The organism is Corynebacterium sp. p3-SID1056 (assembly GCF_025152525.1).
Lineage (GTDB): Bacteria > Actinomycetota > Actinomycetes > Mycobacteriales > Mycobacteriaceae > Corynebacterium.
On sequence record NZ_JALXXL010000003.1, the window covers coordinates 176,137 to 200,977 of the forward strand.

20 protein-coding genes are annotated in these 24,841 nt (G+C 65.7%); 6 read left to right on the plus strand and 14 right to left on the minus strand.

What is annotated here, in order from left to right; all coding sequences use genetic code 11:
- Nucleotide 1: 1 nt before the first annotated feature.
- On the minus strand, nucleotides 2-925 hold the full coding sequence (locus tag M3G14_RS04265; RefSeq protein WP_259924881.1) for an exodeoxyribonuclease III: 924 nt from the start codon (nucleotides 923-925) through the stop codon (nucleotides 2-4).
- A 91-nt stretch (nucleotides 926-1,016) separates the two neighbouring features.
- On the opposite strand from M3G14_RS04265, the gene M3G14_RS04270 reads away from it, so the two are divergent.
- Nucleotides 1,017-3,194, plus strand: a complete 2,178-nt coding sequence (locus M3G14_RS04270) for an NADP-dependent isocitrate dehydrogenase (RefSeq protein ID WP_259924882.1) — start codon at nucleotides 1,017-1,019, stop codon at nucleotides 3,192-3,194.
- A gap of 256 nt (nucleotides 3,195-3,450) precedes the next feature.
- Here the strand turns inward: M3G14_RS04270 and M3G14_RS04275 are convergent, their stop codons facing one another.
- Nucleotides 3,451-4,386, minus strand: coding sequence for a hypothetical protein (locus M3G14_RS04275; protein WP_259924883.1), 936 nt, complete (start codon nucleotides 4,384-4,386; stop codon nucleotides 3,451-3,453).
- 85 nt (nucleotides 4,387-4,471) lie between these two features.
- Nucleotides 4,472-7,120: a phosphoenolpyruvate carboxylase gene (gene ppc / locus M3G14_RS04280; protein WP_259924885.1), complete on the minus strand. Its 2,649-nt coding sequence runs from the start codon at nucleotides 7,118-7,120 to the stop codon at nucleotides 4,472-4,474.
- A gap of 186 nt (nucleotides 7,121-7,306) precedes the next feature.
- On the opposite strand from ppc, the gene M3G14_RS04285 reads away from it, so the two are divergent.
- Both M3G14_RS04285 and M3G14_RS04290 read left to right on the plus strand, forming a co-directional pair.
- The gene (locus tag M3G14_RS04285; RefSeq protein WP_259924886.1) at nucleotides 7,307-8,629 is read left to right on the plus strand and encodes an O-acetylhomoserine/O-acetylserine sulfhydrylase; all 1,323 of its coding nucleotides are present in this window, start codon (nucleotides 7,307-7,309) and stop codon (nucleotides 8,627-8,629) included.
- Nucleotides 8,630-9,778: a homoserine O-acetyltransferase gene (locus M3G14_RS04290; RefSeq protein ID WP_259924887.1), complete on the plus strand. Its 1,149-nt coding sequence runs from the start codon at nucleotides 8,630-8,632 to the stop codon at nucleotides 9,776-9,778.
- Here M3G14_RS04290 and M3G14_RS04295 read toward each other — a convergent pair.
- The 7 genes from M3G14_RS04295 to M3G14_RS04325 all read right to left on the minus strand — a co-directional run bounded on the left by M3G14_RS04295 (nucleotide 9,775) and on the right by M3G14_RS04325 (nucleotide 16,390).
- Nucleotides 9,775-10,425 (minus strand): metallophosphoesterase, encoded by a 651-nt coding sequence (locus M3G14_RS04295; protein WP_259924888.1) that lies wholly within the window; start codon nucleotides 10,423-10,425, stop codon nucleotides 9,775-9,777. The genes M3G14_RS04290 and M3G14_RS04295 overlap by 4 nt on opposite strands.
- Nucleotides 10,426-10,434: 9 nt before the next feature.
- The gene (locus M3G14_RS04300; RefSeq protein WP_259924889.1) at nucleotides 10,435-12,126 is read right to left on the minus strand and encodes an iron ABC transporter permease; all 1,692 of its coding nucleotides are present in this window, start codon (nucleotides 12,124-12,126) and stop codon (nucleotides 10,435-10,437) included.
- 47 nt (nucleotides 12,127-12,173) lie between these two features.
- Nucleotides 12,174-13,235 carry an ABC transporter substrate-binding protein gene (locus M3G14_RS04305; RefSeq protein ID WP_259924890.1) on the minus strand — a complete coding sequence of 354 codons (1,062 nt, stop codon included), beginning with the start codon at nucleotides 13,233-13,235 and terminating at the stop codon, nucleotides 12,174-12,176.
- Between the two features lie 59 nt (nucleotides 13,236-13,294).
- On the minus strand, nucleotides 13,295-14,293 hold the full coding sequence (locus tag M3G14_RS04310) for an ABC transporter ATP-binding protein (RefSeq protein ID WP_259924891.1): 999 nt from the start codon (nucleotides 14,291-14,293) through the stop codon (nucleotides 13,295-13,297).
- On the minus strand, nucleotides 14,290-15,132 hold the full coding sequence (locus M3G14_RS04315; protein ID WP_259924895.1) for a CYTH domain-containing protein: 843 nt from the start codon (nucleotides 15,130-15,132) through the stop codon (nucleotides 14,290-14,292). The genes M3G14_RS04310 and M3G14_RS04315 overlap by 4 nt, the downstream gene beginning before the upstream one ends.
- A 69-nt stretch (nucleotides 15,133-15,201) precedes the next feature.
- Nucleotides 15,202-15,519, minus strand: a complete 318-nt coding sequence (locus M3G14_RS04320) for a DUF3017 domain-containing protein (protein WP_259924896.1) — start codon at nucleotides 15,517-15,519, stop codon at nucleotides 15,202-15,204.
- A 4-nt stretch (nucleotides 15,520-15,523) separates the two neighbouring features.
- Nucleotides 15,524-16,390, minus strand: a complete 867-nt coding sequence (locus M3G14_RS04325; RefSeq protein ID WP_259924898.1) for a bifunctional methylenetetrahydrofolate dehydrogenase/methenyltetrahydrofolate cyclohydrolase — start codon at nucleotides 16,388-16,390, stop codon at nucleotides 15,524-15,526.
- A 23-nt stretch (nucleotides 16,391-16,413) separates the two neighbouring features.
- Between M3G14_RS04325 and M3G14_RS04330 the strand changes: the two genes are divergently transcribed.
- A complete protein-coding gene (locus M3G14_RS04330) occupies nucleotides 16,414-16,884 on the plus strand; it encodes a tRNA (cytidine(34)-2'-O)-methyltransferase (protein WP_259924901.1) in 471 nt (156 codons plus the stop codon).
- Between the two features lie 117 nt (nucleotides 16,885-17,001).
- On the opposite strand, the gene M3G14_RS04335 is transcribed toward M3G14_RS04330, so the two are convergent.
- Nucleotides 17,002-17,646 (minus strand): MOSC domain-containing protein, encoded by a 645-nt coding sequence (locus M3G14_RS04335; RefSeq protein ID WP_259924902.1) that lies wholly within the window; start codon nucleotides 17,644-17,646, stop codon nucleotides 17,002-17,004.
- Between the two features lie 104 nt (nucleotides 17,647-17,750).
- On the opposite strand from M3G14_RS04335, the gene M3G14_RS04340 reads away from it, so the two are divergent.
- Nucleotides 17,751-18,716 carry a S1 family peptidase gene (locus M3G14_RS04340; RefSeq protein WP_259924903.1) on the plus strand — a complete coding sequence of 322 codons (966 nt, stop codon included), beginning with the start codon at nucleotides 17,751-17,753 and terminating at the stop codon, nucleotides 18,714-18,716.
- Here the strand turns inward: M3G14_RS04340 and M3G14_RS04345 are convergent.
- The 3 genes from M3G14_RS04345 to M3G14_RS04355 form a co-directional block, all read right to left on the minus strand.
- Nucleotides 18,713-20,077, minus strand: coding sequence for a PH domain-containing protein (locus M3G14_RS04345; RefSeq protein ID WP_259924905.1), 1,365 nt, complete (start codon nucleotides 20,075-20,077; stop codon nucleotides 18,713-18,715). The genes M3G14_RS04340 and M3G14_RS04345 overlap by 4 nt on opposite strands.
- Complete coding sequence (locus tag M3G14_RS04350; RefSeq protein WP_396122190.1) at nucleotides 20,074-20,523, minus strand: PH domain-containing protein; 450 nt, start codon at nucleotides 20,521-20,523, stop codon at nucleotides 20,074-20,076. The genes M3G14_RS04345 and M3G14_RS04350 overlap by 4 nt, the downstream gene beginning before the upstream one ends.
- A 95-nt stretch (nucleotides 20,524-20,618) precedes the next feature.
- On the minus strand, nucleotides 20,619-23,756 hold the full coding sequence (locus tag M3G14_RS04355; RefSeq protein WP_259924909.1) for an error-prone DNA polymerase: 3,138 nt from the start codon (nucleotides 23,754-23,756) through the stop codon (nucleotides 20,619-20,621).
- 163 nt (nucleotides 23,757-23,919) lie between these two features.
- Here M3G14_RS04355 and M3G14_RS04360 point away from each other — a divergent pair, with 163 nt between their 5' ends.
- Nucleotides 23,920-24,813, plus strand: coding sequence for a MetQ/NlpA family ABC transporter substrate-binding protein (locus M3G14_RS04360; RefSeq protein ID WP_259924914.1), 894 nt, complete (start codon nucleotides 23,920-23,922; stop codon nucleotides 24,811-24,813).
- Nucleotides 24,814-24,841: the final 28 nt, after the last annotated feature.

Here is a 24,841-nt window from a genome sequence, read left to right on the forward strand (position 1 = left end):
CTCAGCCCTCCGCGTATTCAACCAGCAGCGGCGAGTGGTCCGACCAGCGTAACTCCACCGCCTCCGCCTTCTCCACCCAGCTGCGCTGCGCCCGCGCGAGCATGTCGGCGGTGGCCGCCTGGTAGTCGATGCGCCACCCCGCATCGTTATTAAAGGCCTGGCCGCGGTAGGTCCACCACGTATACGGCGCACCCTCCGGCGACAAGCGACGGGCCACGTCGAACCACACCGGCTCGGCCGCGGCCGTACGCGCGGCGGGCACCTTGCCGGTCGCGCCGTACTCGACCGCGCCCGCCCAGCCGGCGGCGGCCTTGTCCTCTATATCCTGCGCCGCTTCGTCCGGGAACGCACCGAACACCGAGTCCATGAACGCGCGCTCCGAGGGCAAGAAGCCGGACTTCTTCCGGTTCGTCTTCCAATTCTTCAGATCCTCGCGGCGGTGGCAGATGTTCCAGTCGCCGCCGATGACCATCTGCTTGTGCTCCGCGGCCCACTCGCGCAGAAGCGGCTCGAAGCGGTCCAAGAACTCGTACTTCTCGTCCTGCTTCGCGGTCTCGGCCGCGCCCGACGGCAGGTACAGCGAGGCGACGCGCTCCCCGCCCGGCAGGGTGGCGGCGATGAGCCGGCCGGCGGTTTCGAAGCCGGGGAGGCCGATCTGGGCGTCGATAAGCGGTTGCTTCGACAAAATGCCGACCCCGGCACGGCCCTTGGCCTCGGCGGGCGCGACGATGAGCTCCCATCCCTCATCGAGGGCCGGGGCGAGTGCCGCGCGCGCCTGCTCCTCGGTCGCGCGGACCTCCTGCATCAGCACCACGTCGGCGGGCGTGTGCCGCAGCCACTCCAGCATCCCGAGATTTTCCTCGTTGCGGACCTTGGTGGCGGCCCGAATCCCGTTGACATTCACAGAAGCGATAGTGAGACTCATGCCCCCGAGACTACCTATTACAGGACAAGCGGTACGCAAAAGCTGTACGCTGAAGAGTTGAATACTGCCAACCAGAATTATGAGGAGCACAATGGCTAAAATCATCTGGACCCGCACCGACGAGGCGCCGCTGCTGGCGACCTATTCTTTCAAGCCGATCGTGGAGGCCTTCGCTTCCCAGGCCGGGATCGACGTGGACACCGCCGACATCTCGCTCGCCGGCCGCATTATCTCCCAGTTCCCGGAGCGCCTCACTGATGAGCAGAAGCTTGACGACGCCCTGGCGCAACTCGGCCAGCTCGCCAAGCAGCCCGAGGCCAACATCATTAAGCTGCCGAACATCTCCGCTTCCCTGGTGCAGCTGAAGAAGGCCATCGCCGAGCTGCAGGCCGCCGGCTTCGACCTGCCGGAGTACGAGGAGGCGCAGGAGAAATACGACGCCGTCAAGGGCTCCGCCGTCAACCCGGTGCTGCGCGAGGGCAACTCGGACCGCCGCGCGCCGGAGGCCGTGAAGAACTACACCAAGAAGCACCCGCACTCCATGGGTGAGTGGTCGAAGGACTCCAAGACCAACGTCGCCACGATGGACGCCGGCGACTTCCGCCACAACGAGAAGTCCGTCATTATCCCGGCCGAGGACACCCTCACCATCAAGATGACCGACGGCACCGTGCTCAAGGAGGGCCTGAAGGTCCAGGCCGGCGAGGTCATCGACGGCACCTTCATGTCCGCGAAGGCCCTCGACGCCTTCCTGGAGGAGGCCGTCAAGCGCGCCAAGGAAGAGGGCGTGCTCTTCTCCGCGCACCTGAAGGCCACCATGATGAAGGTCTCCGACCCGATCATCTTCGGCCACGTCGTGCGTGCCTACTTCAAGCCCGTCTTTGACAAGTACGGTTCCGAGCTGCTCGAGGCCGGCCTGAACGGCGAGAACGGCCTCGGCGCCATCCTCGACGGCCTCTCCGAGCTGGAGAACGGCGAGGAGATCCGCAAGGCGTTCGAGCAGCAGCTTGCCGACGGCCCGGCGCTCGCCATGGTCAACTCCCACAAGGGCATCACGAACCTGCACGTGCCGTCGGATGTGATCATCGACGCCTCCATGCCGGCCATGATCCGTACCTCCGGCCACATGTGGAACGCCGACGACCAGGAGCAGGACACCCTGGCCGTCATCCCGGACTCCTCCTACGCTGGCGTCTACCAGGCGGTCATCGACGACTGCCGCGCCAACGGTGCCTTCGACCCGACCACCATGGGTACCGTCCCGAACGTCGGCCTCATGGCGCAGAAGGCTGAGGAGTACGGCTCCCACGACAAGACCTTCAAGATCCCGGCCGACGGCACCGTCCAGGTCGTCAACTCCGCAGGCGACGTGCTGATCGAGCACGACGTCGAGGCCGGCGACATCTGGCGCGCCACCCAGACCAAGGACGCCCCGATCCAGGACTGGGTCAAGCTGGCCGTCAACCGCGCCCGCCTCTCCGGCATGAAGGCCATCTTCTGGCTCGACGAGGAGCGCGCGCACGACCGCAACCTGATCGACCTGGTGAACAAGTACCTGCAGGATCACGACACCGAGGACCTGGACATTTCCATCCAGTCCCCGATCGAGGCAACCAAGACCTCCGTCGAGCGCATCCGCCGCGGCGAGGACACCATCTCGGTGACCGGCAACGTGCTGCGCGACTACAACACGGACCTCTTCCCGATCCTCGAGCTGGGCACCTCCGCGAAGATGCTCTCCGTCGTCCCGCTGATGGCTGGCGGCGGCCTGTTCGAGACCGGTGCCGGCGGCTCCGCGCCGAAGCACGTCCAGCAGGTCCAGGAGGAAAACCACCTGCGCTGGGACTCGCTTGGCGAGTACCTCGCACTGGCCGAGTCCTTCCGCCACGAGAAGAACACGAACGGCAACGAGCGCGCCGGCGTCCTGGCCGCCGCGCTGGACAAGGCCACCGAGCAGCTTCTCGACGAAGGCAAGTCGCCGTCGCGCAAGGTGAACGAGATCGACGACCGCGGCTCCCACTTCTGGCTGTCCCTGTTCTGGGCCGAGGCACTCGCCGCCCAGACCGACGACGCCGAGCTGGCCTCCGCGTTCGCGCCGGTCGCCAAGGACCTGCGCGCAAACGCCGAGCAGATCGACTCCGAACTGCTCGCTGCCCAGGGCTCCCCGGCTGACCTCGGCGGCTACTACTGGCCGGACGAGGAGAAGACCACCGCGGTCATGCGCCCGTCCGAAACCTTCAACACGATCATCGACGCGCTGAAGAAGTAAGCGCTCGGTCGATCCGGCTTTCCGGCCCCGGTTGCTGCGTTTTTTCGCAGCGGCCGGGGCTTTGGCTTGTGGCGCTGCGGTGGTGTTCAGGATGGTAACCACCAAGTGGTAACCCAAAGATGGTAATCAGCCGAGTAACTGGGCCGTGGGCGACCGTCTCTACTCGGCTGATTACCATCCCCTGGTTACCATCCTCTGGTTACCATCCTCGGCGGCACGCTGGGGGCCGGTCGGGTGGGCGTCGAGAAGCGACTGCTCACTCGAGCGCAGCTCGGCGGCCAGCGATGGTGTCGCGGACCTCGCGGACAAACCCGTCCGGATGCCGGCGCAGAAAGGAGGGCGAGTAGCGGAGGAAAACATAACCCCGGTTGGCAATCCGTTTCTGACGCTCGAACTCCTCCTGCCGCGCGCGTTCGGCGTCTGGCCCCTGGTACTTCACGTCGCCGTCGATCTCGATAAGCAGCCATCCGTCGACGCACAGATCCGCGTAGCGCCCAGCCACTTCGAACTGGGTATACAACGGTCCGATACCGGCGCTGATCAGCAGTGCGCGCGCGAAGGACTCGTAGGGCGAGTCCGAATCGTCGACACAGTGCCGGATGCACTCCCGGACCGCCGCAATGCCCTTCAACCTACCCAGCTGCCGTGCCTCTTGCTCGAGGAGGGCACGCGTGAAACCCCTTCGCCGAAGGTAGTCCGCGGCGACGAGCCCCTCGATAAAACCGTGGTGGCGGGCGATGTCGGCGAAGGTCCGGAAGCCCGTGGTGACGCGGTGGCCGTCGCGCAGTGAGGTTTCGTCTTCGCGCAATATCATGCGTCGGAACACAATCCCCTCCCTGTGTCGGCGGGACGGCGAGCTCCCTCTGGATAACAAGCACAGTTCGACGGGTTCTTCCGTCATGCTGATCACCCACATGCCGTGCATGCGGGCAGCGGATCGGCCGACCAGCACCGCTTCCCTACTCATCCGTGCCGCGGCTTCGACGCGCAGCCATTGCCGCTCGTAGTACTTCAGCTCGCTCCAGCGCGCTTCTGCAAAGATAATGCTGGTGTCGAGGACCCGGTACGTCCCTCGGAGTCGGCCAAATTCCTTGTGCGACAGCGCCCGCGTATCCACAATCCCCCGCCGCAGCTCCCCCTTCCGTTCCTCCCACTGTTGCAGCTGTGCCAGGTTTTCTCTGTCAATCCCCATACCAAGTTTGACGGCGAAAACCCGGCCTCGGTTCCCTCGCGCCCCCGAAAACCTACCGAAAACCTACCGAAAACCTACCGAAAACCTACCCCGCGTTGCGCAGCGCAGTGGCTAGCCCGTTCATGGTGACCTGGATCGTCTTGGAGACGAGGAAGGTTTCGTCGCCGGCGCGGTAGCGGCGCAGCAGCTCGAGCTGCACGGCGTTGAGCGGCAGCAGGTAAGGGTAGCGGCGCTTGAGGGAGCGGGCCTGGCGTTGGTTCTCGGCGACGAGGTCAGCGTGTCCGGTGATGCGGAAGTAGACCTGCTTGGTGCGCTCGAACTCTTCGGCGATGAGCGCGTAGATGCGCTCAGCCACCTCGCGGTCTTCCACCAGGTCGGCGTAGAGGCGGGCCAGCGACAGCTCGGCCTTGGCCATGACCTGGGCCATATTCGACAGCACGGAGCGGAAGAAGGGCCAGTCGCGGTAGAGTTCGCGCAGCTCGTCCCAGTGTGCTTCGCTTTCGCCCGCCCAGCGCTCGACCGCGGTGCCGACACCGAACCAACCTGGGATGTTGGTGCGCGACTGCGCCCAAGACAGGACCCAGGGGATCGCGCGAAGATCGGAGATCCCCGTGGTCTGTTTGCGCGAGGCGGGGCGGGAGCCGAGGTTGAGCTCGCCAATTTCGTGGAGCGGGGTGGATTGGGTGAAGTAGTCGATAAACCCGGGGTCGCCGATGAGTTCGTTGTACTTTTCGCCGGAGTAGGCGGCAAGCGTGCGCATGATGTCGTAGGCGCGAGTCGGGTCGGCGATCGGCTCGGTGTCCAGGAGGGAGGCCTCGAGTGCGCCGGCGACGAAGGCTTCGAGGTGGCGGCGTGCGGTCTCTGGCGAGCCGTACTTGGCGGAGATGATCTCGCCCTGCTCGGTGATGCGGATGGAGCCGTCGACGGCGCCCTTGGGTTGGGCGAGGATGGCGTCGTAGGTGGGGCCACCGCCGCGGCCGACTGCCCCGCCGCGGCCGTGCGCGAGCCGAAGGCGAATGCCGTGGCGGTTGCAGAGCTCGACGAGGGCGAGTTCGGCGTCGTAAAGCGCCCAGTTGGCCTGCAGGTAGCCGCCGTCCTTGTTGGAGTCGGAGTAGCCGAGCATGACCTCCTGGACGTCGCCGCAGGCGCGCAGGTGCTCGCGGTAGAACGGCAGCGACCAGAGGTCCTCGAGGATGCGGGCGCCGTGCGCGAGGTCTTCGATGGTCTCGAAGAGCGGGACGACGTTGACGCTGCCCAGGCCGACTTCTTTGAGCAGGACCATGGGCTCCAGGATGTCGGAGACTGCCCCGGTCATGGCGATGATGCACTGCGCGATCGTGCCCTGGCCCAGGTCGTGGACGGCGCGGGCGGCAGCGGTGAGGATGCCCATTTCCTTGCGCGTGGCGTCGCTAAGCTGGGCCTCGGCGCGCAGCAGCGGGCGCGGGGTGCGCAGCTCATCGACGAGCACCTCCACGCGGTCCTCCTCGGAAAGCGCGGCGTAGTCCTCGCACACGCCGGCGACCGAGAGCACCTCGGCCACGACCTTCTCGAAGGACTCGGAGTTCTGCCGCAGGTCGAGCGTGTAGAGGTGGAAGCCGAAGGTGGTCACCGCCGAACGTAGGCGGTTCAGCCGGTCGTCGGCGATGATGGCGCCGCCGTGGGCGCGCAGCGAGGCGTCGATGACGTCTAGGTCGGCAAGCAGCTCGCCGGGATCCGCGTAGGGCGAGTCCGCGCTTGCCGAACCGGCGAGTTGATCGCGGGTGGCTGCGACGCGGTGGCGGATGCCGTAGATGGCGCGGCGGTAGGGCTCATCGACGCGGGACTCGGCGGTGTTGTTGGCGGCGTCGGCAAGCTGGGAAAGCTCTGCTGAGCAGGTGGAATAGCGGTCTGAGAGGGACAGCTCGCGCTCGAGCTCGCCCAGCTCGTCAATGTAGTGGGAAAGCACGGTGTCTGCGGCCTGGCGGGTGGCGTAGGTGAGCGTTTCGGCATTCACGTAGGGGTTGCCGTCGTGGTCGCCGCCGATCCAGGAGCCGGGGCGCATCACGGGGGTGAGCGCGAGGTCGCGGTCGAAGGTGTCGCGCAGCTCGTAGCGGATCGCGCGGTTGAGCGCCGGGACCTGCTCGAGCAGGGAGAGCTTGTAGTAACGCAGGCCGACGTCGATTTCGTCCTCCAGGCGCGGGCGCGCGATGCGGATGAGTGCGGTCTGCCACAGCAGTGTCATGCGCAGCTCCATTTCGCGCTCGATGGCGGCCGGGTCGGCGCCGGCGTGCAACTCGCTGAGCAGGCGCTTGATGTGGGTCTGGGTATCGAAGACGGTGCGGCGGCGGGTCTCTGTCGGGTGCGCGGTGAGCACCGGGGCAACCTGTGCCCCGGCGATAAGTTCGGCGACTTTATCCGCGTCCACGCCACTGTCTTTCAGGTGCGCGAAGCTGGTGCGCAGCGAGACCTGGGCGGGCACTTTCTCGTCGTCCAAGTCCTCAACCAGGTTGGTCAGCAGCGCGAAGTGGCTAAACGCGCGCGCAACCAGGTTCATCTTGGTGATGTCCATGTCGCGGAAGACGGCGAGCAGGTCTTCCGGGGTGGCGTCTCCGTGGGCGATGTCGAAGGCGGTGCGGCGGGTGGACTCGACCAGGTCGAAGATCTCTTTACCTTCCTGCTCGGCGAGCACGCGGCCGAGCACCCGGCCCAAGAGTCGGATGTCTTCGCGGACGTGATCGGCGGGCTGGGCGGACACGGAGGTCTCCTTCTGCAGGGGATATGACGTGTTAGCCAACGTAGCGCAGATCACACTGCCTGTCTCTGGAACTGAGGTCACACCATCGCGAGCTGCGGTATTCGCGAGATTTTTATTCAGCCCTTCATCTCGCAAAACAGACCGCTTGGTTCGTTTTGCCCCGACCGCACATTACGGTCGGGAGCCATGAGCAACTACGACAACTCCAACGCCAACGAGTGGGCCTTCGCCACCCGCTCCATCCACGCAGGCCAGCCCGTCGATTCCGATACCGGCGCGCGCAACCAGCCGATCTACATGACCACGAGCTACGTCTTCGACGACGCGCAGCACGCGGAGAACCGCTTCAACCTTTCGGACGCAGGCCCGATTTACACCCGCCTGACCAACCCCACCCAGCAGGCTCTGGAGGATCGCCTCGCATCCCTGGAGGGCGGCGTCGCCGCCGTCGCCTTCGCCTCCGGCATGGCCGCGGAGACCGCAGCGATCCTCAACCTCGCCTCGGCCGGCGACCACATTGTCACCTCCCCGCGCCTCTACGGCGGCACGGAAACGCTCTTCGAGGTCACGCTGCCGCGCCTGGGCATCAACGTCACCTTCGTAGATGACCCGGACGACCCGGCCAGCTGGCAGGAAGCCGTGCAACCCAACACCAAGGCCTTCTACGCGGAGACCTTCGGCAACCCGATCGCCGACGTGCTGGATATCCCGGCAGTCGCCGAGGTCGCGCACGCCAACCAGGTGCCGCTGATCGTGGACAACACGATGGCCACCGCCGCCCTAGTGCGCCCGCTCGAGCACGGCGCCGACGTCGTCGTGGTTTCCACGACCAAGTTCTATACCGGCAACGGCGCGGCCATCGGCGGCGCGATCATCGACGGCGGCAACTTCGACTGGACCGTCCAGCGCGACGGCGAGGACGTCTTCCCCTACTTCACCACCCCGGACCCGGCCTACCACGGCCTGAAGTACGCCGATCTGGGCGCGCCAGCCTTCGCGCTCAAGGCCCGCGCCGGCCTGCTGCGCGACACGGGTGCCGCCATGTCGCCGTTTAACGCGTGGGTCGCGCTCCAGGGCCTGGACACCCTCCAGCTGCGTGTGAACAAGCACAACGAGAACGCCGCGGCCGTCGCCGAGTTCCTCGCCGGCCACGAGAAGGTGGCCAAGGTCAACTACGCCGGCCTGCCGGATTCCCCGTACAAGGCGGTCAAGGACAAGCTCGGCATCGAGCACACCGGCTCCGTGCTCTCCTTCGAGGTCGCGGGCGATCCGAACGATCGCACCAACGCCTGGGCGTTCATCGACGCGCTGAAGCTCCACTCCAACCTGGCCAACATCGGCGACGTCCGCTCCCTGGTCGTCCACCCGGCGTCCACCACCCACTCGCAGTCCACCCCGGAGGGCCTCAAGCGCGCCGGCATCAGCCAGGCCACGGTCCGCCTGTCAGTGGGTATTGAGGAAATCACCGACATCATCGACGACCTCAAGCGCGGTTTCGCGGCGATCTAGATGCGCACTCTCGCCCCAGAAGGCCAGCTCGCGGTCGTCGATATCGGCACCGTACGTACCGAGGCCGGCACCCAGATCGACGAGGTGCAGATTGCTTATCGACGCTGGGGCGAACCGGCCGGCGACCCCCACGGCAGCAACAACATCCTCCTCGTTGAGCACGCGTTGACCGGAGACTCGGACGCCGCCGACTGGTGGTCCGAGGCCATCGGCCCCGGCAAGGCCCTCGACACGGATGAGTGGTGCGTGATCTGCACCAACGCGCTGGGTTCCTGCTACGGGTCGACCGGACCGGCCTCCTCACACCCGGACGCCGACGGCACGGTCTGGGGCTCGCGCTTCCCGGCCGTGTCCATCCGCGACATGGTGCAGGCCGAGCACCGCTTCCTCGAGGCCCTGGGCATCTCCCGTGTCCACGCGGTCCTCGGCGGCTCCATGGGTGGTGCCCGCGCGCTCGAGTGGACGCTGCTCTACCCGGAGCTGGTGGACTACGCCCTGGTCATCGCCGTTTCTGCGCGGGCGAGCGCCTGGCAGATCGGGGTGCAGACCGCGCAGATCACCTCGATCACGCACGATCCCGCCTGGCAGGGCGGAAACTACCACGGCACCGGCCGCTCCCCCGACGCGGGCCTGGCCGCCGCGCGCCGCCTGGCGCACCTGACCTACCGCGGTGAGATGGAGATCGACGAACGCTTCGGCACGGCCGCGCAATCCGGCGAGAACCCGCTCGGCCCCTACCGCGCCGACGGCGAGCGCTTCGCCGTCCAGTCCTACCTGGAGCACCAGGGGCGCAAGCTCACCGAGCGTTTCGACGCCGCCTCCTACGTCACGCTCACCGAAGCGCTCAACCGCCACGACGTAGGCCGCGGGCGCGGCGGACTGAACAAGGCGCTGGCGTCCTCGACGGTGCCGACCATGATCGTCGGCGTGGACACAGACATCCTCTACCCCTACCACCAGCAGGAACACCTCTCGCGCAACCTGGGCAACCTGTTGGCGATGTCGAAACTGTCCTCCCCCGTCGGCCACGACGCCTTCCTCGTGGAGGCGCGCCAGATGGACCGCGTGCTGCGCAACTTCATCGCGCTCACGCACGATACTCCCTCCGCGCACGACGTCGCGGTCACCCGCGGGGACTACGACATTTAGGAGACGACCACGGTGGCGTCGTCAAGCGCGGCGCACATACTCGCGCGGCCCATCCCCACCCAGCCGATGGGCACCGCCGCATCCAGCTGCAGGCGCTCGTGGACATGCCCGAGCGCCCACGCGTCGTAGCCGCAAGCCTCGAGCTCGGCGACGGTGCAGGGCAGGCAGGCGTTGTTGGAGTATTCTCCGGTGACGGAGGTGTGCAGCAGGCCGAGGTTGGGCGCGGCGTCGATAGGCTGCGGGAGCGAAGGAACCAGCCGGCGCGGATCGCGGTCGACCTCGACGGCGGCTGTGTGTAGCGCCCATGCGCCCGCGCGGATCGTTTGCGGCTCGGTGCCCGCAACCGTGACGCCGCGCGGGATCACGCCGGTGAGGTCGTGGTGCACGTCGTGGTTGCCGGCGATAAAGACGGTCGTGTCGAACAACTCGCAGGCGCGGGCGAAAAAGCGCGTGACCTCGCCGAAGGTGGCGTTGGTGAAATGTTTGCGGTCGATGACGTCGCCAAGCATCACCATGTGCCCCGCCCCGGCCCGCGCACCGCGCTGCAGCGCATCGAGTGCCCAGGAAATGCCTGGGCCGGTTTTCTTCGCACCCGACTGCGGGCGGCCGAGGTGGATGTCTGCGAGGACGAGAATCGGTGCAGCCATGGGCACAGATTAGCGCGCGTGGCGGGACTGCCACCAGCGCACGCACACGAGCACCAGGGTGGAAGTGCCCACGCCGATGAGCGTCATCGCCATCGCTTCGGCGCGGTGGCCTTGGTCGTACTGGTTCATAATCCACGGAGCGAGCAGGTTGATGTTGCTGGGGCGGATGAGCGAGGACATGACCAGCTCGCGGATGCCGACGAAGAACGCGAGCAACCAACCGGCAAAGAGGCCGGGAGCGAGCAGCGGCACGGTGACGCGGGCAAACGTCTGCCACGGTGTTGCACCGCAGATCGCGGCCGCCTCGAGCATAGTCGGCGACATGGATGCCGCGGAGGTCTTGACGTTCTGCACCGCCATCGGGGTAAACAGAACCGTAAACGCCATGACGAGGATGAGCTGCGTGCCGTACGGCGTCCACGGCAGGCTCGGCGAGTTCCAAAGCAGAATGAAGCCGATAGCCAGCACGATGCCCGGCAGCGTGTCGGGGGCGACGGCGAGGAAGTCAGTGATCCTGGCCAGCGCGCCGCTTTTCCGCATGGTCATGAGGGTGACAGCCAGGCCAAGGAGCACGGCTGTGGTTGCGCCGATTGCGCCCAGCACGATGGAACGGATGAGCGCCTCTTGCGCCGAGGGCATGGCCAAAACAATCCCAAAGTAGTCGAACGTGAGGTTGTCGAGTGTCGGTGCCTTGGACCGCAGGATCGTCATCGCCGCCAGCACGATCGAGATATACGGAATAAACACGGACAGCGCAAACACGACGAAGCTGTAGATCCACGCCAGCGCCATCGCGCTTCTCGACGCCCGCAGCCGCACCGGCCGCGCCGCCCGCCCACCGCCGGCAAGGTCGTTCCGGCTGGCCCACTGCTGGATCGCCCACGCGGTCACCCCCAGGGCAAACAGCACACTGGAGGTGGCGGCGGCGTTGGAAAAACTGAGCGGATCGATGGTGACGTCCTCGTAAATAGAGGACACGAGCACTTTGTAGCCAATCGCGTTGCCCAAGGTCACCGGCGTACCAAACTCACCCGCGGCTTTGATGAAGACGATGAGGGCACCAAGCGAGTACGGCCCGAGCACCATCGGGGCGATGATGCGCGAGCACTGCTGCCAGCGCGACGCGCCCGCCACCTGCGCCATCTCCAGCTGCGACGCGGGGATGGCCGCGAAACAGTTTCGCAAGATCAAGTACAGGAAGGGGAAGAGCTCGGCGGCCATGATGAACCCCATGCCCCACACGGAGTAGATCGCATCGTGGGCAAAACCGCCGAGTGTCTCCCCGAGCAGCATCTCGGCCACACCACGCACGCGGGTGAAGTCCATCCACGCCATCGCGGCGGCGAACGGCGGGGTCATGAACGGCACCATGATGAGCACCTCGACCCACTCTGCTTTGCGCATGGGCGTCCATGCTCGGAAGAGGGCGAGCGGGGCCGCGAAGAGGGTGGCGAAGAAGACGACGATGAGCGAGAGCACCACCGTGTTGCCAAGGACCTCGAGCATGCCGGGCTCAACCAGCGTGTGCAGCGCCGAAGGTTCCTCGCGATAGCCGGTCACCGCGGTAACCAGCACCGATGCCAGCGGTGCAGCAACGAGGACGAGCAGAATCAGCAGCACCGGGTAGATACCGGGGCTATTGCGCCTGCGACGCGTGGTGCTGCGTGGCTGGTTCGGGGCCAGCGCGGTGGTCGTCGTCAAGTGTCTCTCTCTTCTCGCACGGGCAGCGCATCACGCGCCGCGGGGTTTTACAGGTAACGCTGCGCGAACTGCTCGCGGACGTTCTTGGACTCGGAGGAAATAGCCTCCCAGTCGTCAGAAATCTGCGCGATGTCAGCGAGCTTGGGGCTCGCCTTCGGAGCAACTTCCGGGTTGGCCGGGATCATGTACTTGGATGCGGAGATCTCCTGCGCCTCCTCGGAGAACATGAAGTCCACGAATGCCTGCGCGGCCTCCTTGTTGTCGGAGGTCTTCATGATCATGACCGGGCGCGGGGAGACGGTGGTACCGGACAGCGGCAGGTTGATCTCGAGGGATTCACCCTTGTCCTTCTTGGAGTAGCCGGAGTAATCCACGCCGCCCAAAACGACGCCCTTGGAGCCGGAGGTGACCTTGTCCAGGGCCGGGCCGTTCGCGCCCTCGACGATCATGCCGTTGTCGAAGAGCTTGTCAAACAGTTCCCAGGTCTTGTCTTCTCCCCACTCGGCAACCATGGCGGCGAGCAGGTCAGCCGCAGTACCCGACTCGCGCGGGTCCGGCATGATGACCATGTCCTTGTACTTCGGGTCGGCCAGGTCCTCCCAGTCAGTCGGGACCTCGTCAATGACGTCAGTGTTCGCAATGAGCGTCAGGGCGGAGCCGTCGCGGCCGTGGAAGGTATCGTCCGGCGCGTTCCAATCCGGATTGGAATTCTCGATGTTGGCAGGCTTATAGGACTCCAGCGCACCAGCTTCCGCCTGCTTGGCGGCTGCTTTCCAGGACGCGAGGTAGACCACGTCTGCCTGCGGGTTAGCTTCCTCCGCCTTGAGCTTGGCGGTGATCTTGCCGGTGGTATCGGCAAACACGTTGACCTTGACGTCGGTGCGCTCCTCAAACGCTTCGACCAGCGCATCGGTCAGGCCCTGCGGGTTCGCGGAGTAGTAATCCAGCTCGCCGGAAAGCCCCTCCGGTGCCTCCCACTTGTCGGCGGAGCTTTCGCTCTGCGCGGCACCGGTGGACTCTGCGGACTCGTCGGTGGACTCGACGGAACCGCAGGCGGTCATGGTCAGCGCAGCGGCAACGCCTGCGATAACGGCAGCAAATTTCTTCATCTTCTTCTCCTTGAGAGTTTTAGTCTTCGCAGGCAGCAGCGCCTGAGAGGAAAGGTGTGTTACGGGGTGGTCACGGTCAGCAGGACAGTGTCTCCGCGCCCGATCGGTGCACGGGTGTACGCCAGCCACGGGTCGGGAGCGCCCTCGACGAGGCAGCGGATTTCGTACCGCCCGCCGGTGTATTGCCGCTCGACGACCTCGCCCACAATGGAGTTCTCCGGAGGCGATTCCGGGCGCTTTCCATCTTCCAGCACCGTGACCTGGACGTTTTCTGGCCTGTTGTCGGGCAGCGACGCGTGGGTGTTCGTCACGCCCACAAACCCGGCCACGAAGGCATCGGCGGGGTGCTCGTAGAGCTCCACCGGCGCGGCGAACTGACGCACCTCGCCCTCATGCATCACGGCAACGCGGTCCGACATCGCCAGCGCCTCGGACTGGTCGTGCGTGACGTAGATGACGGTGAGGTTCAGGTCGTAGGCCAGGCGGGTCAGCTCGCTGCGGATCTGTGTGCGCAGGGCTGCGTCGAGGGCGGACAGAGGCTCGTCCATGAGCAGCAAATCTGGTTGCGAGACCAGCGCCCGCGCAATGGCGACGCGCTGCTGCTGGCCACCAGACAGCTCGTTCGGGCGCTGCTCAGCCTTCGAGGAAATGTTGACCATATCCATGGCCTCCGCCACGCGCCGCTGGCGTTCCTTCGCATCAACCTTGGTGGTGCCGGTGGTCAGTGGGAACTCCACGTTCTTTGCCACCGTCATGTGCGGCCACAGCGCAAGGTCCTGGAACACCATCGACAGGTTGCGCTGGTTTACCGGAGTATTCGTCTTCCGCCCAAACACCTCGCGGCCGGCAAACGTGATCGTGCCACCGTCCGGCGTCTCCAGTCCGGCGATGCAGCGCAGCAGCGTCGACTTACCGCAGCCAGAGGGGCCGAGGATCGAGACAAACTCACCCTTCGCAATGCTTATCGACGTCGCGTGCAACCCCGTTCCGTCCGGGAACTCCCGCTTGACGTTATCCAACTCGACCTGCGCGGTCGCAGTTTCCTTAGCGGCTGTCACTCTTGCCACCCACTTGCAAGCACTGTGCCTGTCTTAAACGCGTCTTCGTACTCAAGCAGCCCGACTTTTTCAAGCTCCGCGATCAGCGTCTCGCGCTTGCGGATCGCGTCCTTTCGAGAAGAGTCCTCTTCTGAGATCTCTACCCACACCTGATCACCGAACTTGGCCACCTCGAGGTCAGTCTTGATGCCTCCCACTTCAACCCGCCATGTCTGCTGGTTGACGGTACGAGACATCTTCAGATCAACGTCTGCAAGCGTGGTGCCCGTTGCCTTCTTCAGCTTCCCGGGCTCCAGGTCAGCCACAATCGCTACCGCGTCGTCTACCGAAGGAATTTCGCACTGCGAAGTCACGCATGCGGCGCTTTTCTTGTTGCTGAAGTCCAACGTCGACGTTGCAAAGCTTGCGTTGACCTGGGCGTCGTAGTTCGTATCTGATGAGTCGAAGTTCAGCTTTCGCGCGCGCTCTAAGCCGTCCTCCACGGTGCTCTTGGACAGGGAGTTATCCCCCAGGGGAAGGCGGTACTTATACGTAATGTCGTAATTTTCCGCACCGTCTTTATGCCGCAGACGCGCCGTCCATCCATGGTTAGCCAGCATCCCTTCGGCAGTGTCGAAATAGACTGCTTGCTCCGATCCGGACTCGCTCAACACGTCAAAGTATGAACGGAACCGCGGAGACGGTGCACCTTGAGCATCGACTGCCGCATCGCTTAATCGCAGCTTGACCTGGTAGTCCGGAGTAGCTACCGCCGCAGCGCCCGCGTCCGGCACAGCGCAAAGCACCGACGCGATACATACGGCTAGCGCGGGGATTGCCCGTTTCTTCTTAAAAACCACCGGCACAACGTTAGGCAGCGAATGTAACTTTCACGCAAATTAGATGTGAAGCTTATGCAAACTCTCTGCCTACGACCCCAGCGAGTCCACCGTCCACGCGAGCGCGACCATCCCTACCCCACACAGGGCGCAAAACGCGGCGTCGGCCTTGCGCGAGCGAACCGCGAGTAGGCCGAGGATCCGAGAGTCGCACAGGTAGCGCAGCGCCGCCAGCCACAGCATCGACGCCCCCAGCGTGAAAGTGGCGCGGCGCCAGTGCTCCGTGGCTGCGAACAGCCCGGAGGCGACAAACCCCACGACAAACAACGCCACCAGCACCCACTGCACCATTTCGGGCAGGGGCGAGGGCGGGTTACCGCGGTCGTGGGGATTGTCGAGCGAGAGCACGAACTTAGGCCTCGGTCAGCCCGGCGGCACGCTCTGCGCTTTCCACAATGTTGCGCACCAGGAACGTGCGCGTCATCGGGCCGACGCCGCCCGGGTTCGGGGAAACCCAGCCGGCCTTCTCCCACACATCCGGGTGCAGGTCGCCGACGGTTTTGCCGTCGACGCGGGACACGCCGACGTCGAGAAGCGCGGCGCCCTCCTTGATCATGTCGGCAGTAATCATGTGGGGCTTGCCCGCTGCCGCGATGATGACATCGGCCCGGCGCGTCTCCGCGGCGAGGTCCTTGGTGCCAGTGTGGCAGAGCACGGCGGTGGCGTTGACGTTGCGGGAGGTGAGCATAAGCGAGATCGGGCGACCGACGGTCACGCCGCGGCCGATGACACAGACGATCGCGCCGTTCAGGTCGACGCCGAAGCGCTCGAGCAGTTTGATGGAGCCGTTCGGGGTGCACGGCAGCGGCGCCGGCTCGTTGAGGACGAGCTTGCCCAGGTTAACGGGGTGGAGGCCGTCGGCGTCCTTGTCCGGGTCGATCAGTTCCAGGATGCGGTTCTCGTCCAAGTGCTTCGGCAGCGGCAGCTGGACGATGTAGCCGGTGACGGCGTCGTTCTCGTTCAGCTCTTCGATGACCTGCTCGAGCTGCTCCTGCGTGGTGTCACCGGGCAGCTCCTTCATAATGGAGGCAATGCCGAGCTCCTCGCAGTCACGGTGCTTCATGCGCACGTAGTTCTGGCTCGCCGGGTCGTCACCCACCAGCACGGTGGCCAGGCCTGGGGTGATGCCGTGCTCATCCTTGAGACGAGCAACCCGAGTCTTCAGGTCCGCGAAAATCTCCTCGCGGTAGAGTTTTCCGTCCAATTTGATCGCAGTCACGCACCCCATCCTAGACTGTCGGTGTGTGCGCACTTCACGTCATCTTTGATAATCCCGTCATCCCAGGCAACACCGGTAACGCCATCCGGCTCTGCGCGAACACTGGCGCGGTGCTTCACTTGGTCGAGCCGCTCGGCTTCAACTTCGATGACAAACACCTCAAGCGCGCGGGCCTGGACTACCACGACCTTGCCGATGTGCAGATCCACCCGGATATAGAGGCCTGCTTCGACGCCCTCGGCGACGCGCGCATCTTCGCCTTCACCACCAAGGCCACCTCCTACTACCAGGACGTGGCCTACCAGGACGGCGACGCGCTGCTCTTCGGCACCGAGCCGACGGGGCTGCCGGAGGCGCACAGCCACCACCCGAAGGTCACTGACCAGGTGCGCATCCCGATGCTGCCCAGCCGCCGCTCGATGAACTTGTCGAACTCCGCGGCCGTCGCCGTGTTCGAGGCCTGGCGGCAGATGGGGTTCGCTGGAGGCGTGTGAGCGGAAAGCCGTGAAAAATTTTACATAGCGGCTTTCCTATTCTTTTTACGTTTCCGCTGGTAGGGGGCTCAGGGGCACATTCCGATGGCGGGATTCCTCACGGGAACGCCCGCAGCCTCACCCGAACCGGGCATCCAGGCGCTCCTGGTACAGCGGCGGCATGATGCGTAGCTCCCACAAGCGCCGGGCGAGGTCCGCATCCCCCATCTTCGCGCGGAACGCCTCTCCCATGGTGAATCCATGCGAAGGCTCGTCGAGCGCTTCGATCGCATCCCCCGGCCTGATTACGCCTTCCTTGTTGACCCGGAAGTAGCAGCCGCAATCCCCGCTGCGAGTGAAAGCTTTGATCCACTGGGGCTCGCCCATCCACGCCGCGAACGTGCGACACGGCGAGCGCGGCACGCTGACTTCGAGTTCCACCTCGCCGATGCGGAAGCGCTGATTGATCAGCACCGCGGACCAATCGACGCCCTGAGTGGTGAGGTTTTCGCCGAACATTCCATTGTCCAGCGGGTAGCCCAGTTGGTTTCCCCACCAGTCCAGGCGCTCGCGGCTAAAGGCATACACCGCCTTCTGGGCGCCGCCGTGGTGGGCCGTATCGCCGATTGTGTCGCCAACCACGCCGCTGCCGTCGCCATAGTTGGGCCCAGGGGCGATGACGTCGAGGCGTTCGGCGGGCTGCTTGTTGATGCCGCTTTGCCGACGCGCCCCGCCGGGGTCCGGCTGCGGTCGGGCAATATTCACGCTCAGTACCTGGTTCATGCTGGACCAGGCTACCTGCGCTCAGTAAAATCCCATCGGTTTTCCTAGCAACTGTTAGACTTTGGGCCTGTTCCCGACCCGACACCCTGAAGCGAGCTCCCGATATGCCTTCTTCTGCACCCCGTTTCCGCCTGCTCGCCGCACTCGCCGCCTCGGCATTGCTTGTCGCCTGCGGGGATTCCTCTGATGCAGATTTGGAGGCCTCCCGCGCCTCAGACGACGCGGCCGTTTCGGAAATCGCGGAGATGCTGCAGGACTCGTACACACCACAGGTCAGCACCACTGCCGCCCAGCAGCCGCGCTACCAGACGGAGCCGGACTACCAGGACCAGCAGAGTTATCCCAGCCAGGCTGCAGAGCCGCCGATCCAGCGCGAAGTCATCGACCCGCGCAACGACTCCACCGGGCAAAGCGGCCGCGACGATAACCGGGGCGTGTACTACCACAACTCCGTCGATTGGGAATGGCTGAAGCAGCCCGGCGGGGTCGTGCCGGGCGGAAGGATCTATAACGAGACAACGGACAGCACATGCTCGACGGGTTTTCTGGCTTCCCACGGTGATCGCGTCTTCATCATCACCGCAGGCCACTGCGGCGACCGCGGCGACCAGTTCTACGTGCAAGATGCACAGGGTAACTGGGCGTACGCTGGCGAGATGGTGGAGTCTTACCTAGAACAGGGCACCGACGGCAGCGTCATCGGCGCGGATATCGGGCTGATCGAGCTTACCGGCGACGCCCAGTACTCCTCCACGCTTCCGGTCGACCTGCCGCTGCGCGGCTGGATCACCCCGCAGGAAGCGCAGGCCCGCGACATGATGATCTGCCGCCTGGGCGCTACCACCGGGTACTCCTGCGGCGAGTTCGACAGCATCGGTAACAACGGACTGTTCTACTTCCGCAGCATCACGGACCGCGGCGATTCCGGCGGCGCAATCTTCGCCGTCGACAACTCAGGCGTGTGGGCCGTGGGCGTCAACTCCAACGTCTCCGATTCCAACAAGACCCTCGTGGGTGCGATGGAGATCGGCAGCGCCATCGAATACTGGGGCCTCACCATCCACGGCTAGGCGTCAGGAACGTCCGCTGCTTCCAGGGCGGGCAGGGTGCGGGTGCGCAAGGCGTCGACAAGCGAGCGGGCCTGCGCGTCCTCAACATCTCGCGCGGTCATCCGCACCGCGCCAGGCACGAGGTCGAAGCGGACGTGCGCCAGGCCGAGCCTGCGCTGCAGCGGGCCTTGCTTGTAGGTGAGCTCCTGGATGTGCGGGATGTTGACCACCTGGAAGCGGCGGGTCAGCCGCCCGAACGTCACGCGCGCGATGCCGCGGGCGGTGTCGACGGTGACGTGTTGCTGCCGCCAATCCACCGGCGAGACCCAGCGTGCCTTGCGCGGGCTGCTCGCCGCAAAGGTTGCCTCGTCTGCCGCAGACGCGGTGAGTTCGCGGGCGGTGAGCGGGCCGATCGCATCGATGACCTGCGCGGCCTGCGCGTAGGTCCCCACCGGCAAAAGCTTAGAGGTGCCGGAGGCCTTGTTCATCTCGGAGCCATAGCCGGCCACCGTCACCGTCACCTGCCACCAGCCGAACGCGCGCCACAGCATCGGGCGTTTGAGCTGGACTGCGTGGATGCGGTCAATAGGCACCGCTTGCCGACGCCGATTGGCCAACCCGTACGTCAAGTTGATCACCTCGCCGTCGAGGGATGAGTTAAAACGCCACGACTGGTCGATCGTGCGCCAGATCTGCGGCACGAAGCTCACCAGAACCGGCAGTACCGCGGCAATGGTCAAGCCAGACCACACCGGGATGGTCGCCCACGCCACCGTAAACAGAGTTGAAAACTGCAGCGCCGCTGCGGCCAGGGACCGCTTGATCGGGATCGGCGCGACGAGCGCGGGGGCTGCGGTGGGGACGTCGAAGGCGGCATCCTCAAGCAGGTCCTGGCCCTGCATCCGTGCGAGGATCTCCTTGCGCAGCGCTTCGGCTTCGGCGCGCGTAAGGTAGGCGATCTCGATATTGGCCTGCGCGCCGCCGGCCGCCTCGATGCGCACCCCGGCGAGCCCGAACAGGCGCGGGGCAAAGGGTTCGACAAGGTCCACGGCTTGGACGCGATCGTAGCGCGCCGTACGGATCTGCGTGGTGAGCACGCCGCGGCGCATCTCGATTTCCTCGTCGTCGACGCGAAAACCCGTGCGCGCCCACCACAACTGCGAGACCCCGAAGATCACGAGCAAGGCCAGCACTACGGCGCCGAGCGCCCACGCGGCCGCGGTGAGCCCGTACTCCCCTTCTGACAGCCAGTTGTAGATGGGCATGGTGAAGTTGAACGCGGCGATGGCGGCAAGGGCGAGCAACGTCGCCCACACGCGCAACAGCGGGCTGAGGCGGTGGACGCGGCGGTACTCGTGCTGGTTCTGTACAGGCTCAGTCACAGGCCGCTCATCCGTTCGCGCGCCTTGACGGCCAGGCGGTCGCGCAGCGCGTCCGCGTCGGCTGCGGGCAGGCCGGGCAGGCTCGCATCCGAGGTTGTCGACGCCGTGTTGACCTCCAGCTTCTTCAGTCCCAGGGCGCGGGAGATGGGGCCGGAGGTGACGTCGACAAACTGCACGCGCCCGTAAGGCACGACCGTCATGGTGTGCCACATCTTGCCCTTGCTCAACACCAGGTCTTCCTCTGTTTCCAGCCACCCCATGTTGCGCACCTGGAAGGGGATGAGGAAGTGCTGCCAGACGAAGTAGACCGCGCACACTCCGAGCGGGATGGCCCAGCCCCAGCCCCACTTCCACCAAGCGAAGCCCAAAAAGCCCAGCACAATCAGCGCCCAGATCGTGTTGGAAACCAGCTTCGGCACCATCAACTTCGGGGAGACGCGGTGCATCTGCTCCACGGATGTCGGCAGCTGCGGGACCGTGGGTTTAGGCGGAAACGGGGTGGTTGACATGGTGGTCAACCTACCAAAGACTCAGTGGATGCCTAACGGAAGTCACGCGAGCCGCGCGAGAACCACTCGGCCAGCTCGAGCGGCTCGAACTTGTCGGCCACCACGCTGACCGCGCCGGTGGCGTTTTGCACGATGCCACGCACGATCAGCGCCCGCGCCGTGCGCGCGAGTACCCGCTGCCGGCTCCACAAACCGGGCGAGACCATCACGTTGAGCAGGCCCGTCTCATCTTCCATGCCTAAAAAGGTCAGACCCTGGGCCGTGTGCGGGCGCTGCCGGTGCGTGACCACCCCGGCGATGCGCACGCGCGTGCCGTCCTCCACGCGTTTTAAGTCCACCGCGCGCACGATGCCCGCAGCCTGCAGCTGTTCGCGCAGCGCCTCCATCGGCTGCATCTGCGGGGTCACCCCAGTTGCGGCAACGTCGGCGGCGAGCAGCTCGAAGGCGTTCATCCCCGGCAGCGCGGGCGCGCTGATCGCGGACAGGCCGGGCAGCATCCCGTCGCGCTCGGTGGCGGCCACGCCCGCCTGCCACAACGCCTGCCTGCGGTCCACGTCGAAGCAGTCCAGCGCCCCGGCGCGCGCCAAGGCCTCCACCTGCTCCACCTTGAGTCCCGCCCGGCGTGACAGGTCCGGGATCCCGCTAAAGGGTTGGGCTGCCTCGATGCGCTCGGCGGCCGCCTCGCCTAAGCCGCGCACGAGGTTGAGCCCCACCCGTATCGTCTCGTTATCCAGACACCGCGCCTGACACCCTGACTCGTTCACGCTCGCCGGCAGCACGCGCACCCCGTGACGCCGCGCGTCCTGGATCAGCGACTGCGGCGAGTAAAACCCCATCGGCTGCGCGCGCAACAGACCCACGCAAAACTGCGCCGGGTAGTAACACTTGAACCACGCGGAAAAGTACACCAGCGAGGCAAAGGATTGCGAGTGCGACTCCGGAAACCCATAGGCGGCAAAGGCGACGATCTTGGCCCACAGCTTCTCCGCCACCTCCTCGCCGATCTGGTTGGTCTCCCAGCAGCCGCGGAAGAAGCGGGCTTTGAGCGCCGCCATCTTCGCCGGCGAGCGCTTCGAGCCCATGGCGCGCCGCAGCGCGTCCGCCTCCCGGCCCGAAAAGCCCGCGGCATCCACAGCGACCTGCATGAGCTGCTCCTGGAACAGCGGAATGCCGAGCGTTTTTCCGAGAGATTTCTCCAGCACCGGGTGGTCAAACTGCACCGGTTCGACCCCATCGCGGCGCCGCAGGTAGGGGTGGACGGACCCGCCTTGGATCGGCCCAGGCCGGATCAGCGCGACCTCGACGACCAGGTCGAAGAACACGCGCGGTTTCAGCCGTGGCAGGGTGCCGAGCTGGGCGCGCGATTCCACCTGGAAGACGCCGACGGCATCGGCGCGGCAGAGCATGTCGTACACGCGGGCGTCGTCAAGCGAAAGCTCCCACAGGCTGACCTCGCGGCCGGTGGTGTCGCGCACCAGGTCGATCATATGGTGCAGCGCCTCGAGCATGCCCAGGCCCAGCATGTCGAACTTGACCAGCCCGGCCGACGCGCAATCGTCCTTGTCCCACTGCACCACCGAGCGGCCTGCCATGCGCGCCCACTCCACGGGCACCACGTCGGCGATGGGGCGGTCGCAGATCACCATGCCTCCCGAATGGATGCCCAGGTGGCGGGGCTGGCCCTCAAACTGCGCCGCAAGCTTCTCGACGCCACGCGGCACCTCCTCGACCCCCTTCGCCCAGCCATCCGCCGCCCCCTGGGCGTACCCCAGCGCGCGCGCCGCGTCGCGCACCGCGCCCTTGCGGCGGTACGTGATCACGTTGGCCACCTGCGCGGCGTTGTCGCGCCCGTACTTGGCAAAGACGTACTGGATGACCTCCTCGCGCCGGCCGGACTCGATGTCGATGTCGATGTCGGGCGGGCCCTCCCGATCCGGGGAAAGGAAGCGCTCGAAGAGCAGGCCGGCCGAGATCGGTTCCGCGTTCGTAATCCCCAGTGCGAAGCAGACCGCCGAGTTGGCCGCTGAGCCCCTGCCCTGGCAGAGGATGTTTTCGCGGCGGCAGAACTCGACGAAGTCGTGGACGATGAGGAAGTAGCCGGGGAAGTTCAGCTCCTCGATCACGTCCAGCTCGTAGCGGATCTGCGTGAGCGCCCTGTTTCGTACCTCATCGGGCCAGGCGGCGTAGCGCAGCTTCGCGCTGGCCAGGGTGAGTGCGCGCAGGTGCTCCATCTCGCTGCGCCCATCCGGGGTGGCAAAGCGCGGCAGTTCCGGGGCGACCAGGTTGAGGGTGAACGCGCACGCTCGAGCAAGCTCGAGCGTGTAGGCCAATTTCGACTCGCAGCCCGGGAGCATGCGGAGGAGCTGCTCGCCGGAACGCAGCCAGTTCGCGCCCATCGGGTGCAGGTGCCCGTTCGCCTGGGCCAGGGAGTCGCGCCTGGCCAGCGCGCGCTTGGCCTGGGCGAGTCGCGCCTGCGCGGCGGTGGCTGCGCCCGGAGCGGCGGTAACGATGGCGGGCAGGTGCTCGTACTGGTCTAACAGCTCGTGGCGCTCTGCGTCTTGTGGGGTCATGGAGACCTCGTACTCGCGCACGACGTTCCCGGGGCCGAAGGCGTCGACAAGGCGGCCGACCGCTCCCTTTTCCTCCGCCCACTGCCAGCCGGCCAGCGCGACACACGTGCCGCCGAGTGCTTCCCCGATCAGCTCCAGCGGTGGGTAGGCCACCTTGTCCTTTTCCCGCGTCGCCATGTGCGCATCCGCCATGAGATGCGACAGGCGCTTGTACCCTCCGGGCCCGCGCGCGATGACGGGCAGGACGCGCTCGCCTAACGTGAGTTCTGCACCGAACACGGTGGCGATGTCGGCTGCTGCCGCAGCCTCGGCGAACTTCACCGCACCGTAGAAGCCGTCCCGATCCAGCAGTGCGAGCGCTTCCACGCCAAGTTCGGCGGCACGGGCAACCATCTCCTCTGGCTCGCCCGCGCCAGAGAGGAAGTTGTAAGCGCTTACGGCGTGCAGCTCAGCGAAGGGAACGCGTGGAGCACTCGGCGTACGCTGCGGTGTGCGGGCAGGCGCGGTATGCTGCACCGGCACAGGTGCAGCCGTCTCCTTGCCGGAAAGGATCCGCTCCAGCTTGGACCACGAAAGTGGCGCGCCTCCATTGAATCGCATGTTCGAAATACTAGTCTTGATCGAATGTACGTGCTATCCGTGCAGGTCGCCGACGACAGACAGCTTGGTAGGTAATTGGCCGGAAAAATAGACTAAGCGGTATATCGGGTGCTAGGTTTTTACCCGTCATAGATTCCCTACAACGTTCTTCCAAGGAGACACCATGCGTATCTCGCGCACCATCGCCACGATCGCGGCCTCCGCTCTCGCCGCCACCAGCCTCGTCGCCTGCTCCAACGAGTCGGACGACGCCACCAACGCCGAAGCAGGCGGCGACGAAAACGTCACCGTCAAGATCGGCACCACAGACGCCGACCAGAAGGCATGGTCCGTCTTCTCCGACCTGGCCGCAGAAGAGGGCATCGACCTGGACATCGTCCAGTTCTCCGACTACGCGCCGGTCAACGAGGCGCTCGCGCAGGGCGAGCTGGACCTGAACAAGTTCCAGCACATCCTCTACCTGGCGTCCTACAACGCGGACTCCGGCAACGATCTGCAGGTTGTCGGCTCCTCCGAGATCTACCCGCTGGCCCTGTTCTGGAAGGACCACGACTCCCTCGACGGCATCGATGGCGAAGAGATCGCCATCCCGAACGACGACACCAACCAGGGCCGCGCCATCAACGTGCTCGTCCAGGCCGGCCTGCTCACGCTGAAGGACGGCGCTGACGAGCTCGCCCCCGCCCCGGTTGACGTTGACGAGGCCGCCTCCAAGGTCTCCGTCGTGCCGGTAGACGCCTCCCAGACCCCGTCGGCGTACGGCGAGGGCCGCCCGGCGATCATCAACAACTCCTGGCTGGACCGCGCCGGCATCGAGCCGGGCGAGGCCATCTTCCAGGACGACCCGGGCTCCGAGCAGGGCGAGCCCTACATCAACGTCTTCGCCGCCCGCGCGGAGGACAAGGACAACCCGACCTACGCCAAGCTGGTCGAGCTGTGGCACGACCCGGCTGTGGCCGAGGCCGTCCAGGAGGACTCCCGCGGCACCGCCGTCGAGGTCACCCGACCGGCCGAGGAGCTCAACGACATTCTGCAGCGCCTGCAGGAACAGAAGTAACCCACCCCAACACGAAGGATGTACTCCC